The sequence below is a fragment of the Microbacterium sp. TW_SC_2 genome (genome assembly GCF_055361165.1).
Window position 1 is genome coordinate 950,490 of record NZ_CM143952.1, and the last position, 14,790, is coordinate 965,279.

Here is a 14,790-nt window from a genome sequence, read left to right on the forward strand (position 1 = left end):
GATCTCCTGACTGCGTTGTCGTGACGGTCGGGCGGTGCCGGGTGATCGGTCAGACCGTCAGGTCGACGTCCTTGGTCTCCTTGACCATCGAGACGCCGATGAGCGAGATCACGGCCGCCACGGCGATGTACAGCCCGATGGTCCACGACGCCTGGAACTGGTTCATCAGCGCTTCGGCGATCATCGGTGCGAACGCGCCGCCGAGGATGGCGCCGAGGGCGTACCCGATCGACACCCCCGAGTACCGCACGTTCGCCGGGAACATCTCCGCGTAGAGCGCGGCCTGCGGTCCGTAGGAGAGCCCCAGCGCGAACGTCATCACGAACAGCGCCACGAAGTACCAGAGGATGTTCGCGGTGTCGATCAGGAACCACATCGGCACCGCCCACACGGCGAGCGCGACGTACCCGATCTGGAACGTGCGGATCCGGCCGAGGCGGTCGGACAGATGGCCGCCCCACAGCGTGAAGGCGAGCCAGCCGAAGGATGCCAGCGTCGTCGCGAGCAGCACGGGAGGGCGCTCCATGCCGAGCGCGGTGACGGCGTAGGTCGCGAAGAAGGCGATGAGCAGGTAGCCCGCGGCGTTGTTCGCGATGAAGATGACCGCCGTGAGGATGACCTGCTTGGTGTTCTTCTGGAACAGCCGCTTGAGCGGTGCGGAGGCCTCCTTGCGGCGACGCACCAGGTCTTCGAAGATCGGGCTCTCGTCGACCGCGCGACGGATCACGTAGCCGACGCCGATCAGCACGATCGACAGCAGGAAGGGGATGCGCCAGCCCCACTCGAGGAAGGCCTCGGGAGACATCGAGCTCGTCAGCGCCCACAGGGTGAACGTCGCGAGGATCATGCCGATCGGGACGCCGATCTGCGGAAACGCACCGAACAGGCCGCGCCGTCCGCGCGGTGCGTGCTCGACGGCCATCAGGGCCGCACCGCCCCACTCGCCGCCCGCGGAGAAGCCCTGCAGGATACGCAGCAGGATGAGCAGGATCGGAGCCGCCACGCCGATCGCCGCATACGTGGGGAGGACACCGATCAGCGAGGTCGAGAGCCCCATCATGATGAGCGTGAAGACGAGCATCTTCTTGCGTCCCAGCTTGTCACCGAGGTGACCCGCGACGATCGCGCCCAGGGGGCGGAACAGGAACGAGATGCCGATCGTCGCGAAGGAGAGCACCTGGGCGAAGCCGCGGTTCTCCTCGGCGATCGGTGCGAGGAAGAGCGGGGCGAGGACGAGTCCTGCGGCCTGCGCGTAGATGAAGAAGTCGTACCACTCGATCGAGGTTCCGACGAGGGTGCTCGCGAGCACTCGTCGCTCCTCGGCGGGCATCCGCCCGGTTCGCGGCTGGTCGGAGACGGCTGACGTCATGAGAACTCCGTTGTTCTGATCCTGTGGGGAGAGGATGCGGAGCATCCCCCTGTTGCATAACCGAATGATCGGTCAGTAATTGCCGAGCGTAGCGCATCCGGGGCGTCGGAATCGAGGGCGATCGCCTCAGACGCGTCCGAACGCGCGGAGCGGATGCTCGATGAGCTCGGTCACGCGGCGCAGGAACGACGCCGCGTACCCGCCGTCGCAGACCCGGTGGTCGAAGACGAGGGAGAGCTGCACGATGCGCCGGGCCACGATCGCGCCGTCGATCACCCAGGGGCGCTCGATGATGCGGCCGATGCCGAGGATCGCGACGTCGGGGTGATTGATGATCGCGGCCGAGCCGTCGACGCCGAGTCCGCCGTAGTTGTTCAGGGTGAAGGTCGAACCGCGCAGTCGTTCGGGTGGCAGGGATCCGGCACGCGCCGAGGATGCGAGCTCTCGCAGGGCCTCGTCGAGCTGCTCGATGCGGAGGTCGTGCGCGCGCGGGATCACGGGGACCATCAGTCCGCGCGCGGTGTCGGCGGCGACGCCGAGGTTCACGCCGTCGAAGGAGATCAATTCGTCCGCGCTCTCGCTCAGGCGCGAGGCGAGCACGGGGTGATCCTCCAGGGCGATGAGCACGAAGCGGGCGATCAGTGCCGTGATCGAGGGAGCCCTGGTGCCCTCGGGTGCCATGCGGGTGCGCAGGGTCCAGAGTTCGGTCGCATCCACGTCGACCCACACCGTCGCCTCGGGGATCTCCGAGCGGCTGCGGGTGAGCGTGGCGCTGACCGCTCTGCGCAGGGGAGACAGGCGCTCGCGTGCCCGCACTGTGAGGCCGTCGACGGATTCGCCGTCGACCGGTGGGGCGACCGCCGCGGTGTCCCGGTGCTGCGCCGCGGCGCCGTCGACGGCGCTGTCCACCGCGGTGCGGAGGACATCCGCACGCGTGATCGCGCCGTCCGCTCCGGTGGCGACGATCGTGCGGACGTCGAGGCCGAGGTCGCGCGCGAGACGCCGCACGAGCGGCGAGCGCACGGCGACGGGTCCGCGGGGAGCCTCGGGTGCGGGTGCGGCTGAGGGGGAGGGTGCAGGTGCGGGTGCGGGTGGCGCCGCCGGAGCGGGTGCCTCCCGGGACGCAGCCGCCGTGACCGGACGACGACGTCGCCCCCGGGCGGAGCGCTCCTTCGTGCCGTACCCGATCAGGACGTTCCCGGATCCCGCGCGTTCCTCTTCGCGGTAGGACTCGCGTTCGAGATCGCCCGAGGCCGAGCCGGGGGACGCGGTGTCCGGTGATGCGGACGGCGTCGACGCCGCGTCCGACGACGCGGGCGATGCCGCCGACTCGCCGACCTCCAGCACCGGGGCGCCGACGTCGATCGTGTCGCCGGCGGTGCCGTGCAGGGCACGCACGACGCCTGCGAAGGGCGACGGCAGCTCGACCACGCTCTTCGCGGTCTCCACCTCGGCGATCGGCTGATCCGTCGTGATGGTGTCGCCGACGGCGACCAGCCACTGCACGAGCCCTGCCTCGGTCAGGCCCTCACCGAGGTCGGGAAGCCGGAACACCTGCGTCGTGTCGTTCGTCGGGCCGGTGCTCATTCGTCTTCGCTCCAGTGCAGCGTGTCGATCGCGTCGAGCACGCGGTCGACGTCGGGCAGGTACCAGTGCTCCAGCTTGGGCGGTGCGTAGGGCACATCGAAGCCCGTCACCCGCCGCACGGGCGCGGCGAGGAACTCGAAGCAGCGCTCGAACACCCGCGCCTGGATCTCCGAGGCCACGGAGACGTATCCCGGCGCCTCGGCGATCACGACGGCGCGCCCGGTCGATCGCACGGCAGCGGTGACGGTCTCGTCGTCGAAGGGGGAGAGGGAGCGCACATCCACCACCTGCACGCTGCGGCCCTCGACGGCCGCAGCCTCGGCGACTTCGAGCGCCAGCGGGACGGAAGCGCCGTAGGCGAGCAGCGTGACATCCGTGCCGTCGCGCGCGATGCGTGCCGTCCCGATCTCAGCCGCGACCGCGGTGTCGACCTCGCCCTTGGTCCAGTAGAGCTTCTTCGGCTCGAGGAAGATCACCGGATCGGGGGAGGAGATCGCGGCACGCAGCAGCGAGTACGCGTCCTGCGGCGTGGAGGGGCTGACGACCGTGAGCCCGGGGGTGTGGGCGTAGTAGGCCTCCGACGAGTCGCAGTGGTGCTCCACGCCGCCGATGCCGCCGCCGAAGGGGATGCGGATCACGAGCGGCATCCGCATGCTTCCGCGGGTGCGATTGCCGAGCTTCGCGACGTGGCTGACGATCTGCTCGAAAGCCGGAAGCGCGAAGGCGTCGAACTGCATCTCGACCACCGGGCGCAGGCCGTTCATCGCCATGCCGACCGCCGTGCCGATGATGCCGGCCTCGGCCAACGGGGTGTCGAAGCAGCGTGCTTCGCCGAAGCGTGCGGTGAGGCCGTCGGTGATGCGGAAGACCCCGCCGAGCGCGCCGACGTCCTCGCCGAAGACGACGACGTCGGGGTCGGCCTCGATCGCATCGGCGAGGGCGAGGTTCAGCGCCGCCGCCATGCTCATGGTCGTCACGTCGCGCTGCGTGGTCGTCGTCCCGTGCAGCAGGTGATCGTGGGCGATGGTCATGCGGCACCTCCGGTGGTCGCGGGCTCGGCTCGTTCGATCTCGCCGCGCAGCAACTCCCACTGCTCGGCGCGCTGCGGGGAGCGCGTGGCGGTCACGAAGCGGAACAGATCCTCGGGGTCGAGGTCCGTGTCGGTGTTCAACGCGGCGCGCATGGCGGTCGCGATCTCCTCGGCGCCGGTGGCGAATCGCTCCTCGGCATCGGCGTCGAGCATCCCGGCGGTCGTCAGATGGGCGCGCATCCTCCGCAGCGGATCCCGCGCCTCCCAGGTCTGCACCTCGGCGCGCTCGCGGTAGCGGGTGTCGTCGTCGGCGTTGGTGTGCGCCTGCATCCGGTAGGTGTGCGCCTCGACGAGTGTGGGACCGCCTCCTGATCGCGCGCGGGCGACGGCCTCGCCCAGCACGGATAGCACAGCTGCCACGTCGTTCCCGTCGACGCGCTGCCCGGGCATCCCGTAGCCGATCGCCTTGTGGGCGAGGGAGGGCGCCGCGGTCTGCCGGGAGAGCGGAACTGAGATCGCGAACTCGTTGTTCTGCACGAAGAACACGACGGGCACATGGAACACCGCCGCGAAGTTCAGGGCCTCGTGGAAGTCGCCCTCGCTCGTGGCGCCGTCGCCGCACAGAGCCATGACCACGGTGTCCTCACCGCGGTGCACGGCCGCCTGGGCGAAGCCGACCGCGTGGAGCAACTGGGTGGCGAGCGGCGTGGTCTGCGGGGCGACGCGGTGCGTGTGCGGATCGTATCCGGAGTGCCAGTCGCCCTTGAGCAGCACCAGCGCGTCGGCCGGCGCGACGCCTCGGGCGATCACCGCCACCGAATCGCGGTAGGTGGGGAAGAGCCAGTCGCCGTCGCCGAGCACCAGCGACGCCGCGACCTGGCAGGCCTCCTGCCCGTGCGACGACGGATAGACGGCGAGCCGGCCCTGCCGGACGAGCGCCCCGGCCTGGTCGTTGATGCGTCGTCCCTCGACGAGCCCGCGGTAGGCGCGCAGCAGTGCGTCCGCCTCGGGCATCGGATAGTCCGCGTCGGCGACGGCGACGCCGTCTTCGCCGATCAGACGCACCGGGGTGTCGCGGGGGAGCAGGTCGGTGTGTTCCATCTGTTCGCCCTCCTTGCCGAACTCGATGAGGACAGCTTGCCGCGGGATCGTCACTCGTCCAACAGATGTCGGCGGATGCTGGACGAATGTCGCCCGATTGCCGCATTCGGTGTCGAAGTGACAGAATTCGGGGACGTGACGAAGGGGTGGCCATGACCATGATCGACGAGATCGACCATGCGATCCTGCGGGAGCTGCGACGTGATGCCCGGTCCTCCATGACCGCGATCGCCGACGCCGTGCACATCTCCCGCGCCGGTGCGCACGCGCGCATCAAGAGGCTGACGGATGCCGGCATCATCACGGGGTACACCGTGCGCACCGACCCCGTGCTGCTCGGACATCACGCCAGTGCGTACGTGACCCTGGCGATCGAGCAGGCGACGTGGCAGGACGTGAGTGCGCGTCTGCGGGCGATTCCGGAGATCGAGCACATGGCGCTGGTGGGCGGGGATTACGACGTGATCCTGCTCGTCCGCGCGAGCGATGCCCGCGACCTGCGCCGCATCGTGCTCGAGGACATCCAGGCGATCCCGTCGATCCGCTCGACCCGCACGATTCTGATCTTCGAGGACTTCACGCAGGTGTGAGGCGTGGGTTGTTCGCGCCCGTGTGCGGTCTTGTCGTGGACGGAAAGGGGCCGTTCGGCGCATGAAGGGCCGGGTCGGTTGGAGTACCGGAATACCGCCGTGATCTGCGGTTTTCAAGGTCGGAATGTCGGTGGTCGGGGGTTGACTGTGGGGTATGAACAGTGCTGCGGGGATCATCGATACGGTCGTGAACGGCCGTGGTCGTGTGCCCACCGATGCGATCGCCGTCCTGTCGGATGCCGAGAAGATGGAGCTGTTGCGGCAGGCGGGTGAGCTGCAGCGGCTCGTGGATGCGGTGGTGGTGGAGACCGTCGCGACGGTCCCGTCGATTCCGGCCGGGTCGGGAACTCCGGGGTTCTGCGGGCTGTTCGGCTGCGCGACGATGAACGAGCTGCTGCAGCGGGTTCTGCGCGTGGACGGGCGGGAAGCGGCACGGGTGCTGAAGGTCGCCGCCGGGGTGCACCGGGAGTTGAACTTCTCGACCGGCGGGTGGCAGCCGGCGTTGTTCCCGGCGCTGCGGGAGGCGCTCATGGATGGCGTGATCGGGGTCTCCGGGTTCGCGGCCGCCACGGGGCCGATCCTCAGTGCGGGGCGGCGGATCACCGTCGAGGAGCGGGTGCAGGCGGACGCGCAGTTGGCGGACCTGGCGCGCGGGATGACTGCGGCGGACGGCGACGGCGAGGGTGCCGTCGACGGTGAGGACGCTGCTGATTCCGCCCCTCCGGCGACACCGGGAGACCTGCGGTTGTTCGCCCGGGTGATCATGGCCTACCTCGACCCCGATGGTGCGAAGCCCTCCGCGGAGACCGCGATGCGGGGGCGTGGTGTGCGGTTCGGGCGGGAGAAGGACGGACTGATCCCGTTGCACGGCGACCTGCTCCCCGAAGTCGCGGCGCAGATGCAGCGGATCTGGGACGCGTACTTGAACCCGAAAGTCGACGGACCACCCCTTCCGGGTGTGCAGTTCACCCCGTCAGACGACGAAGCAGTCGTAACCGGTGACGGATTCGGTGCGGACAAGTTCGACGACGACGTCACCCTTCCGTCGGGTGACGACGGCGGGATGATCGATACCCGCACCCGGCCGCAGAAACAGCACGACGCTCTCGCCGCGGCGCTCGGAATCGCGGCGCGGCACGACGACATGCCCCGACTCGGCGGCGCCGCGCCCACGTTGACCGTGTCCGTGACGGCAGAGGACTACGCCACCGGGCGCGGATGGGCGCACGTCGACGGCATCGACACTCCGGTCTCCGTCGCCACCGCCGCGCACACCGCATGCGGAGGCACGGTACAGCGGGTGCTGTTCGACCCGGACGGCCGCATCATCGGGATCGGGGTCACCGACCGCATCTTCACCGTCCACCAGAGACGGGCGATCACCCTCCGGGACAAGGAATGTCTCATCCCCGGGTGTCATGTCCCCGCGTCGTGGTGTGAGATCCATCACGTCGACGAACACTCCCGCGGTGGACCCACCCATACCGACAACGGTGTCGCGTTGTGTTGGCACCATCACCGCACCCTCGACACTTCCGGGTGGGAGATCCGCATGACCAACGGGACCCCGCTGGTGCGCGGCCCGGCGTGGTGGGACCCCGCCCGACGATGGCGCACACCCCGCCCCCTGCTCCCCACCACCCTCACCGGATAGTGACGCAGTGCTGCGTCGGCATGTCAGATGCCCGAAGGCTGCACCGAGAGCGCCACGAACACCAGCGCCACTGCCCCGAACCCGACCCCGAGCACGGTCAGCACGAGCATCAGGCTCGCGCCCGGGAACCCGGTTCCCGGCGAGGGCCCGGTCAGGACGTCGCTCACCCGCACCTGGCGGCGTCGCGCGGCGAGCCACACTCCGCCCGCCGCGAGAAGACCGACGAGCCCGGGAGCGAACCCCCAGGCTTCGTGCGCCGGCGGAAGCGCAAGGGGCAGGACGCGCAGCGAGAGCAGGGAACCGATCGCGATGGCCAGAGCCGTGCGTCTCCACGCCAGCTCGGTGCGCTCCGGCTGCAGCCCGGGATCGAACAGCGCCCGCTCGCTCATCGCCACAGCACGCCGGCGACGACGAGGAGCCCGACGGCGACGACGACCACCATGAGGAACACGGCGGAGGAGGCGCTCGGCAACGGCCTCGACTGGCGCAATGCCCGTTCGGCGCGCATCCACTCCACCCACGCGAGCGGCGCGAAGATCGTCCCCGCGACGATGAGGAGCAATGATGCCGCGAGTCGGAATCCGGGGTGGAGATCGAGTCCGAGCACCTCGAGGGCGACGCCTCCGGCGATCAATGCCAGCGCGGTGCGTGTCCAGGCGAGGAACGTCCGCTCGTTCGCCATCGAGAATCGAGGATCGGGTTCCTCACCGATGCCGTAGACCGAGGCGGGAAAGCGTCGCATCGGCTCATCGTATCCGGACGTGATCCGCTCGGAGCGCCGCGGAACCTTTCCGGTCAGCGGACGGTGAGCGCGAAACCCTCCGCGGTGGGAGCGATGCTGACCTGGGTGAGATCGTCGACGGTGACCGTGGGCTGGTGCGCCGCGGCGTGCGGTCCCACGCCGATCACGCGCATGCCGGCGGCGAGACCGGCCTGGATGCCGGCGCCGGAGTCCTCGAAAACGATGCATTCCGCCGGATCGATACCCAGCAGGCGGGCGCCCAGCAGGAATCCCTCCGGGTCGGGCTTCGACGCCGAGACGCTCTCCGCCGTGACCGCGAGATCGGGGACCGTGAGACCGGCGGCCTGCATCCGTGCGGTCATCAGCGCGATGTTCGCGGACGTGACGACGGCGTGCGGGAAGGGGGCGAGCGCGTCCAGCAGGACATCGGCACCGGGGATCGCGACGACGCCCTCGACGTCGCTCGACTCGTTCGCCAGCATCATCTCGTTCTCCCGGAGATTGATGGCGTGGTCGCGCTCGGGCAGCATGATCGCCATGCTCTGATGGCCCTGTCGCCCGTGCACGACCCGCAGCACCGTCGCCGGGTCGATGCCGTGGGGCTCCGCCCAAGCGAGCCAGAGCCGCTCCACGACGGAGGTCGAGTCGACGAGGGTGCCGTCCATGTCGAGCAGGACGGCGCGGGCGTGGAGGGTCTCGGTCACCCGACCAGGCTAACCCGACGGACAGGGGCCGCCGATCACGCCGGAGCGGCGTCGTCCGCCTTCACTCCGAACGCAGCGCCCTGGCGGCATCCGCGGTGCGCTGCAGCGCGTGCACGGTGTGCGCGTGGCGGCGCTGCGCGACGCCGACGAAGATGCAGTCGACCACGGCGAGCTGCGCGATCCGGCTCACCATGGCTCCGGCGCGGAAGCGCGGCTCGCGTGCGTGCGTGAGCAGGAGGTGATCAGCGGTGTCCGCGACGGGGGAGCCGACGGTGCTGGTGACGGCGATCGTCGCCGTCCCGGCAGCGCGGGCAGCCTGCAGGAAGCGCAACGTCTCGAGAGTGGTGCCGGAGTTCGAGAAGCCGATCGCGACAGCCTTCGGTGTGCTCAGGGCGGCCGCGGCGCTCGCCTCGTGCGCGTCCGACAGCACGATCGCCGTCCGTCCGATGCGCAGCAGCTTGTGACCCAGGTCGTCCGCGACGAGCCGGCTCGCCCCGACACCGAACAGCAGGATGCGGTGCGCGTCGTCGATCGCATCGACAGCCGTGGCCAGTGTGTCGTAGTCGAGGTTGCCGACCGTCTCCTCGATGGCGAGGAGTTCGAGTGCGGCGATCTTCCCGGCGGCGTCGCGGAGCGAATCACCCACCGCGATCTCGGAGCCGAATCCGGCCGGCGCGCTGAACTGCACCGACTCGCGCCCGAGCTCGGCGGCGAGGGCCATGCGCAGCGCGGCGTAGCCGCGCAGACCGATCACGCGGCAGAACCGCACGACCGAGGCGACCGAGGTCTCGCACAGTGCGGCGAGTTCGGAGATGGTGCTCTCGACCGCTGTCGTCGGATCGTCGCTGATGACGCGGGCGATCCGGGCGAGGGACGGTGGGAGCGTCTCAGCGGCCGTCGCGATGGTCGTCTGGATGCTCATTGCTCTCCCTCGGTGCGCAGGTGTTCAGCGTCGACCCGCATCTGAATAATTGTTTCATGTACGCCGATCAATGCGTACACTATTTTCATGAGTTCTTCTGTCCGAGCCGTCGCTGTGGACCTCGGTAAATCGCGGTGCCGGGTCGTTGCAGGCGCGTACGCGGCCGACGGCATCGGCGCCCCGGGCCTCGCGGCCCGCTCAGGCGTCGAAGACGCCCTGGCCGCGATCGTACCGCTGCTGCCCGCTGACGGTTCTTCGATCGACCTGCTCGGCGTCGGTGCGGCCGGCGCCTGGACCGCTCCCGTCGCCGCCCAGCAGCTCGCCGACGCCCTTGCGGCGGAGACCGGCGCCCGAGTGGCCGTCGCCTCCGACGTCGTGACCGCCCACGCGGGAGCCCTGAACGGCGGTGCGGGCGTGCTGCTGATCGCCGGAACGGGCGCTGCCGCGCTCGGCATCGACGACGACGGTGCGCGACTGGTCGACGGCTGGGGTCCGGAGCTCGGCGACTTCGGAAGCGGCTCCTGGCTCGGACGAGAAGCGCTGCGCGCCGTGCTCCGCCATTCCGCCGGCCTCGGCGGCGGCACGGTGCTGAGCGAGGCGATCGAGGAGCGCATCGGCGCGGCATCCGACATCGTGGGCTGGCTCGCGCAGCCCGAACCTCTGCCGCGACGGCTCGCGACGCTCGCGCCGCTGGTGCTCGACGCCGCCGCCGACGGCGATCCGGTGGCCGTGGAGATCGCTCGCGAGGCCACGCGCCTGCTCACGGCATCCGCGGTCGCCGCGTCGACGCGCACACTCGACGTCGTCGTGCACGGCGGGCTCACCGACCATCGTGGCTTCCACGACACGCTCGCCCGCGCGCTGAAGGCCGCCGGCCGCCACAGCATCCCGGCAGCGGGCAGCGCCCTCGACGGGGCCCTGCTGCTCGCCCGCCACTCCGATCTTCCCCACGAAAGGTTCGTGCACCGTGCCGAATGAGACCCGACTGACCGAACTCCTCTCCGTGCTCTCGAGCCTCGACACGGAGGCCTCGACCACCGAGCGCGGCGACCTCGACCTCCTCGACACCGTCGAACTCGTGCGGCGCATGAACGCGGAGGACGTGCGGGTCCCCGTCGCGGTGGCCGAATGCGCCCCCGAGATCGCGGCGGCGGTCGACGGCATCACCGAGCGGTTCCGCCGCGGCGGCCGCCTCATCTACATCGGCGCCGGCACCGCCGGCCGCATCGGCGTGCTCGATGCGAGCGAGTGCCCGCCCACCTTCGGCACCGACCCGTCGCTCGTGGTCGGACTCATCGCGGGGGGAGAGACCGCCATCCGCTCGGCCGTCGAGAACGCCGAAGACGACGGCGAGGCTGCCGAGACGTCGCTGCGCGACCTCGGTCTGTCGTCCCTCGACACGGTGGTGGGGATCTCCGCCTCCGGTCGCACGCCCTATGTCATCGGCGGCCTCGACTATGCGCGTGGTCTCGGCGCTCTGACGGTCGCGATCGCCTCGAACGCGTCGTCCGCGATCGGTGCCGCGGCCGAGATCGCGATCGAGGTCGTGACCGGCCCCGAGTTCATCTCCGGCTCGACGCGACTGAAGTCCGGCACGGCGCAGAAGCTCGTCGTGAACATGCTCACCACGCTGTCCATGATCAAGCTGGGTAAGACGTATCAGGGCGTGATGGTCGACCTGCTCGCGACGAACGAGAAGCTGCACGCGCGATCGATCCGCACGGTGGCGCAGTTGACCGGCGTCGATGTCGACGAGGCGTCGGCGGCGCTGGAAGAGGCCGAGGGCTCCGTGAAGCTCGCCCTGCTCATGGTCATGACGGGTGCGGACGCCGAGTCCGCCGCCTTCGCGCTGCGCGACGCCGACGGCATCCTGCGCAACGCGATCGCCGCGCTGTCCTGACGGGAGACGCCCGGGTCCTCCGGTACCGTGGCCGGATGCCTCTCGCTCTCATCACCGGCGCCGCGCGGGCGAACAGCATCGCCGCCGGCATCGTCCCGCGGTTGCGCGCCGCCGGCTGGACCGTCGTCACCAGCGATCTGCACGACGCGGATCATCCCGCCGATCTCTCGACGCCGGAGGGACCGGAGGCGCTGATCTCCGAGGTCGCCCGCCGGCACGGCACGATCTCGGCGCTCATCCTGAGCCACGCGCACGATGTGGAGTCCGGCATCCTCGACACGACCGCCGAGAGCTTCGACCGGCACGTCGCCGTGAACGCCCGGGCGAGCCTGCTGCTGATCGCGGCCTTCGCGCGTCAGATCGGCGACGACGGGGGAGCCGTCCTGGCGCTCACGAGCGATCATGTGACCGGCAATCTGCCGTACGGCGCCTCGAAGGGGGCGCTCGACCGGCTCGTGATCTCGGCGGCGCGCGAGCTCGGCCCGCGCGGCATCTCGGCCAATGTGCTCAATCCCGGTCCGATCGACACCGGATGGATGGACGACGAGACGCGCACCGGCCTCAGCGAGATGACGCCGCTCGGCCGTCTGGGCCGCCCGACCGACATCGCCGCCGTGGTCGAGTTCCTCGTCTCGGACGAGGGCCGATGGATCTCCGGTCAGCTGCTCAAGAGCGACGGGGCGTTCTCGGCGCAGTTCTGAGCGAGCGCCTGCCTCTCAGCGTCGGGTTGCCTCGCGGTGCCGGGCTCTCAGCGCCTGCCTCAGTGCCCGCCGAACTCGATCAGCGCGACTCCGGTGGCGATGAGGGCGACGCCGACGCCCATCAGCAGGGAGAAGTGGTCCTTGAAGATCACACGTCCGAGCACCGCGGTCACGGCGACCCCGGCGGCGGCCCAGATGCCGTAGGCGACGCCGACCGGCATCCCCAGCGCGAGGATCGTCCCGAGCAGCGTGAACGCGGCGAGATAGCCGACCACGATCACCGGGATCCACCGCCGACGCCGCAGCCCCTCGGATGCACGGAGACTGAGCGTCGCGGTGACCTCGCTCGCGATCGCGAGGGCGAGCAGCAGCCAGGTCATGCGACGGCCTCGGTCGATGCGGCCGACGCGGTCGACGTGCTCGACGGGCGCGCGTGCGATCCCAGCTCGACCAGCAGCACGCCCACCACGATGACCCCGACGCCGACGAGCTGCACGGGGCCGAGCAGCTCGCCGAACAGGACGGTGCCGAGAATCGCCGTGAGCACGACCCCGATCGCCGACCAGATGCCGTACGCGACGCCGACCGGCATCCCGCGATCCAGCACGATCGAGAGCAGCCACAGCGACGACGAGTAGCCGATCACGACGGGGATGAGCCAGAGGGGATGCGTCACACCCTCGGCCGCGCGCAGGGACAGCGTCGCCGTCACCTCGAGCGCGATCGCCAGCAGGAGGGGAGGCCAGGGGGAGGCACGGCGTGAGCGGCCGGCCGAGCGGCGGGGCGGGGAGGGCATGCGGTCGCCTTTCGAGGGTGTCCGGGAGAGACAACGTGTCGGATGCTCGCACGATTCCCTGTCCTGTCGGTGAACGGGCGCGGGCCTGATTCGAAGCCGTCGCCCGGGGCGCGTACCCTGGAGGCATCCCCCGAAGCTCACCCGGCAACCTCGCGCGCCGGCGACTCCTCGGCGCGCGCTCACAATGCAAGGACGCAGATGAACGTCACCCCCGCACCCCACGACGACTGGACCGCGAAAGAGGAACTGGCCGAGCGGATGATCCCGCTGATCGGCGCCCTCAAGCGCGAGCGCGACGTGGTCACCTCGCTGCACGGACATCGACTTCTCGGACTCTCGGCGACCGGACTCGTCGAGGTGCACGAGCGCGTCGCCCAGCTCGGCCACGAGCAGCTGCCGCTCGATGACACCCTCGCGGTGCTGGAGGCGATCCATGAGCTCGCCCCCGGTGCGTCGTCGCTCGACGTGGCCCGCCTCGCCGAGGGGCATGCCGAGAGCGAGCTGCCGCTCGACGCGTATCTGGAGGAGGTGCTCGCGCCCGCGATCGATGCGGTCGCCGCGGCACCGACGGATGTCGTGCTCTACGGATTCGGTCGGATCGGGCGCCTGCTCGCGCGCATCCTGATCGCCCACACCGGCGGGGGCAGCGGACTGCGCCTGCGGGCGATCGTGGTGCGCCGCGGCTCCGAGAACGACCTGATCAAGCGGGCATCGCTCCTGCTGCGCGACTCCGTGCACGGGCGCTTCGCCGGTTCGGTGACGGTCGACGAGGAGGCGGAGCAGCTGATCGCGAACGGCACCCGCATCCCGGTGATCTACTCGAACGACCCGGCATCCGTCGACTACACGGCGTACGGGATCCGCGACGCCATCGTGGTCGACAACACCGGGCGCTGGCGGGACGAGGAGGGCCTTCGTCGCCACCTGGAGGCGCCGGGCGTCGCCCGGGTGCTGCTGACGGCTCCGGGCAAGGGCACGCTGAAGAACATCGTGCACGGCATCAACGACGACACCATCACGCCGGACGATCGCATCATCACCGCGGCCTCCTGCACCACGAACGCCATCACGCCCGTGCTGAAGGCGATCGACGAGGCGTACGGCATCGTGCGCGGCCACGTCGAGACCGTGCACTCGTTCACGAACGACCAGAACCTGATCGACAACTTCCACAGCGGCGACCGCCGAGGGCGCTCGGCCGTGCTGAACATGGTCATCACCGAGACCGGAGCCGCGAAGGCCGTCGCCCGCGCGCTGCCGGAGCTCGAGGGCAAGCTCACCGGGTCGGCGATCCGGGTGCCCACGCCCGACGTCTCGCTCGCGGTGCTGCACCTGAGCCTGGAGCGTGCAGCGGACCGGGATGAGCTCAACGACTACCTGCGGCGGGTGTCGCTGCACTCGAAGCTCCGTCAGCAGATCGACTACGTCGAGAGCCCCGAGGTCGTGTCGACGGACTTCGTCGGTTCGCACCGCGCCGGCATCGTGGACGGTCTCGCGACCATCGCGAACGATCGCGACGTGGTGCTCTACGTCTGGTACGACAACGAGTACGGCTACTCGTGCCAGGTCATCCGTGTGCTCGAGGTGATGGCGGGCTCCCACCCCGTCGTGCTCCCCGCGCGTCGCGAGGTGACGCTGCACGCCTGACCCCTCGTTCCGCCGTCCTCCTCGCCGACCGGCCCCTCTTTGTGCGA

Annotated in this window: 16 protein-coding genes; 6 read left to right on the plus strand and 10 right to left on the minus strand. The window is 70.2% G+C overall.

Going from position 1 to position 14,790, the window contains the following annotated elements:
• Positions 1–49 precede the first annotated feature (49 nt).
• The 4 genes from ACWA14_RS04435 to ACWA14_RS04450 all read right to left on the minus strand — a co-directional run bounded on the left by ACWA14_RS04435 (position 50) and on the right by ACWA14_RS04450 (position 5,087).
• Positions 50–1,369 (minus strand): MFS transporter, encoded by a 1,320-nt coding sequence (locus tag ACWA14_RS04435; protein WP_463796276.1) that lies wholly within the window; start codon positions 1,367–1,369, stop codon positions 50–52.
• A 126-nt stretch (positions 1,370–1,495) separates the two neighbouring features.
• Entirely contained in the window at positions 1,496–2,956 is a 1,461-nt protein-coding gene (locus ACWA14_RS04440) for a dihydrolipoamide acetyltransferase family protein (protein WP_463796277.1), read from the minus strand.
• Entirely contained in the window at positions 2,953–3,987 is a 1,035-nt protein-coding gene (locus ACWA14_RS04445; RefSeq protein ID WP_463796278.1) for an alpha-ketoacid dehydrogenase subunit beta, read from the minus strand. Before ACWA14_RS04445 ends, ACWA14_RS04440 begins: the two co-directional genes overlap by 4 nt.
• Positions 3,984–5,087: a thiamine pyrophosphate-dependent enzyme gene (locus tag ACWA14_RS04450; RefSeq protein ID WP_463796279.1), complete on the minus strand. Its 1,104-nt coding sequence runs from the start codon at positions 5,085–5,087 to the stop codon at positions 3,984–3,986. Before ACWA14_RS04450 ends, ACWA14_RS04445 begins: the two co-directional genes overlap by 4 nt.
• Before the next feature lie 152 nt (positions 5,088–5,239).
• On the opposite strand from ACWA14_RS04450, the gene ACWA14_RS04455 reads away from it, so the two are divergent.
• Positions 5,240–5,677: an Lrp/AsnC family transcriptional regulator gene (locus tag ACWA14_RS04455; RefSeq protein WP_463796280.1), complete on the plus strand. Its 438-nt coding sequence runs from the start codon at positions 5,240–5,242 to the stop codon at positions 5,675–5,677.
• A gap of 154 nt (positions 5,678–5,831) precedes the next feature.
• Positions 5,832–7,331 carry an HNH endonuclease signature motif containing protein gene (locus tag ACWA14_RS04460; RefSeq protein WP_463796281.1) on the plus strand — a complete coding sequence of 500 codons (1,500 nt, stop codon included), beginning with the start codon at positions 5,832–5,834 and terminating at the stop codon, positions 7,329–7,331.
• 23 nt (positions 7,332–7,354) lie between these two features.
• Here the strand turns inward: ACWA14_RS04460 and ACWA14_RS04465 are convergent, their stop codons facing one another.
• The 4 genes from ACWA14_RS04465 to ACWA14_RS04480 all read right to left on the minus strand — a co-directional run bounded on the left by ACWA14_RS04465 (position 7,355) and on the right by ACWA14_RS04480 (position 9,699).
• Positions 7,355–7,720: a DUF202 domain-containing protein gene (locus ACWA14_RS04465; protein ID WP_463796282.1), complete on the minus strand. Its 366-nt coding sequence runs from the start codon at positions 7,718–7,720 to the stop codon at positions 7,355–7,357.
• On the minus strand, positions 7,717–8,073 hold the full coding sequence (locus ACWA14_RS04470; protein ID WP_463796283.1) for a YidH family protein: 357 nt from the start codon (positions 8,071–8,073) through the stop codon (positions 7,717–7,719). The genes ACWA14_RS04465 and ACWA14_RS04470 overlap by 4 nt, the downstream gene beginning before the upstream one ends.
• Before the next feature lie 53 nt (positions 8,074–8,126).
• The gene (locus tag ACWA14_RS04475; RefSeq protein WP_463796284.1) at positions 8,127–8,777 is read right to left on the minus strand and encodes an HAD-IA family hydrolase; all 651 of its coding nucleotides are present in this window, start codon (positions 8,775–8,777) and stop codon (positions 8,127–8,129) included.
• 61 nt (positions 8,778–8,838) lie between these two features.
• Entirely contained in the window at positions 8,839–9,699 is an 861-nt protein-coding gene (locus tag ACWA14_RS04480; protein WP_463796285.1) for a MurR/RpiR family transcriptional regulator, read from the minus strand.
• A gap of 87 nt (positions 9,700–9,786) precedes the next feature.
• On the opposite strand from ACWA14_RS04480, the gene ACWA14_RS04485 reads away from it, so the two are divergent.
• The 3 genes from ACWA14_RS04485 to ACWA14_RS04495 are packed head-to-tail and all read left to right on the plus strand — an operon-like array spanning position 9,787 to position 12,300.
• Positions 9,787–10,677: an N-acetylglucosamine kinase gene (locus tag ACWA14_RS04485; RefSeq protein ID WP_463796286.1), complete on the plus strand. Its 891-nt coding sequence runs from the start codon at positions 9,787–9,789 to the stop codon at positions 10,675–10,677.
• Positions 10,667–11,599, plus strand: coding sequence for an N-acetylmuramic acid 6-phosphate etherase (murQ, locus tag ACWA14_RS04490; protein WP_463796287.1), 933 nt, complete (start codon positions 10,667–10,669; stop codon positions 11,597–11,599). The genes ACWA14_RS04485 and murQ overlap by 11 nt, the downstream gene beginning before the upstream one ends.
• 35 nt (positions 11,600–11,634) lie before the next feature.
• A complete protein-coding gene (locus tag ACWA14_RS04495) occupies positions 11,635–12,300 on the plus strand; it encodes an SDR family oxidoreductase (RefSeq protein WP_463796288.1) in 666 nt (221 codons plus the stop codon).
• Between the two features lie 59 nt (positions 12,301–12,359).
• Here the strand turns inward: ACWA14_RS04495 and ACWA14_RS04500 are convergent, their stop codons facing one another.
• Together ACWA14_RS04500 and ACWA14_RS04505 are read right to left on the minus strand one after the other, a co-directional pair.
• The gene (locus tag ACWA14_RS04500; RefSeq protein ID WP_463796289.1) at positions 12,360–12,680 is read right to left on the minus strand and encodes a DMT family transporter; all 321 of its coding nucleotides are present in this window, start codon (positions 12,678–12,680) and stop codon (positions 12,360–12,362) included.
• On the minus strand, positions 12,677–13,096 hold the full coding sequence (locus tag ACWA14_RS04505) for a DMT family transporter (RefSeq protein ID WP_463796290.1): 420 nt from the start codon (positions 13,094–13,096) through the stop codon (positions 12,677–12,679). The genes ACWA14_RS04500 and ACWA14_RS04505 overlap by 4 nt, the downstream gene beginning before the upstream one ends.
• A gap of 198 nt (positions 13,097–13,294) precedes the next feature.
• Between ACWA14_RS04505 and ACWA14_RS04510 the strand changes: the two genes are divergently transcribed.
• Complete coding sequence (locus ACWA14_RS04510) at positions 13,295–14,743, plus strand: glyceraldehyde-3-phosphate dehydrogenase (protein WP_463796291.1); 1,449 nt, start codon at positions 13,295–13,297, stop codon at positions 14,741–14,743.
• The last annotated feature ends 47 nt before the right edge of the window (positions 14,744–14,790 follow it).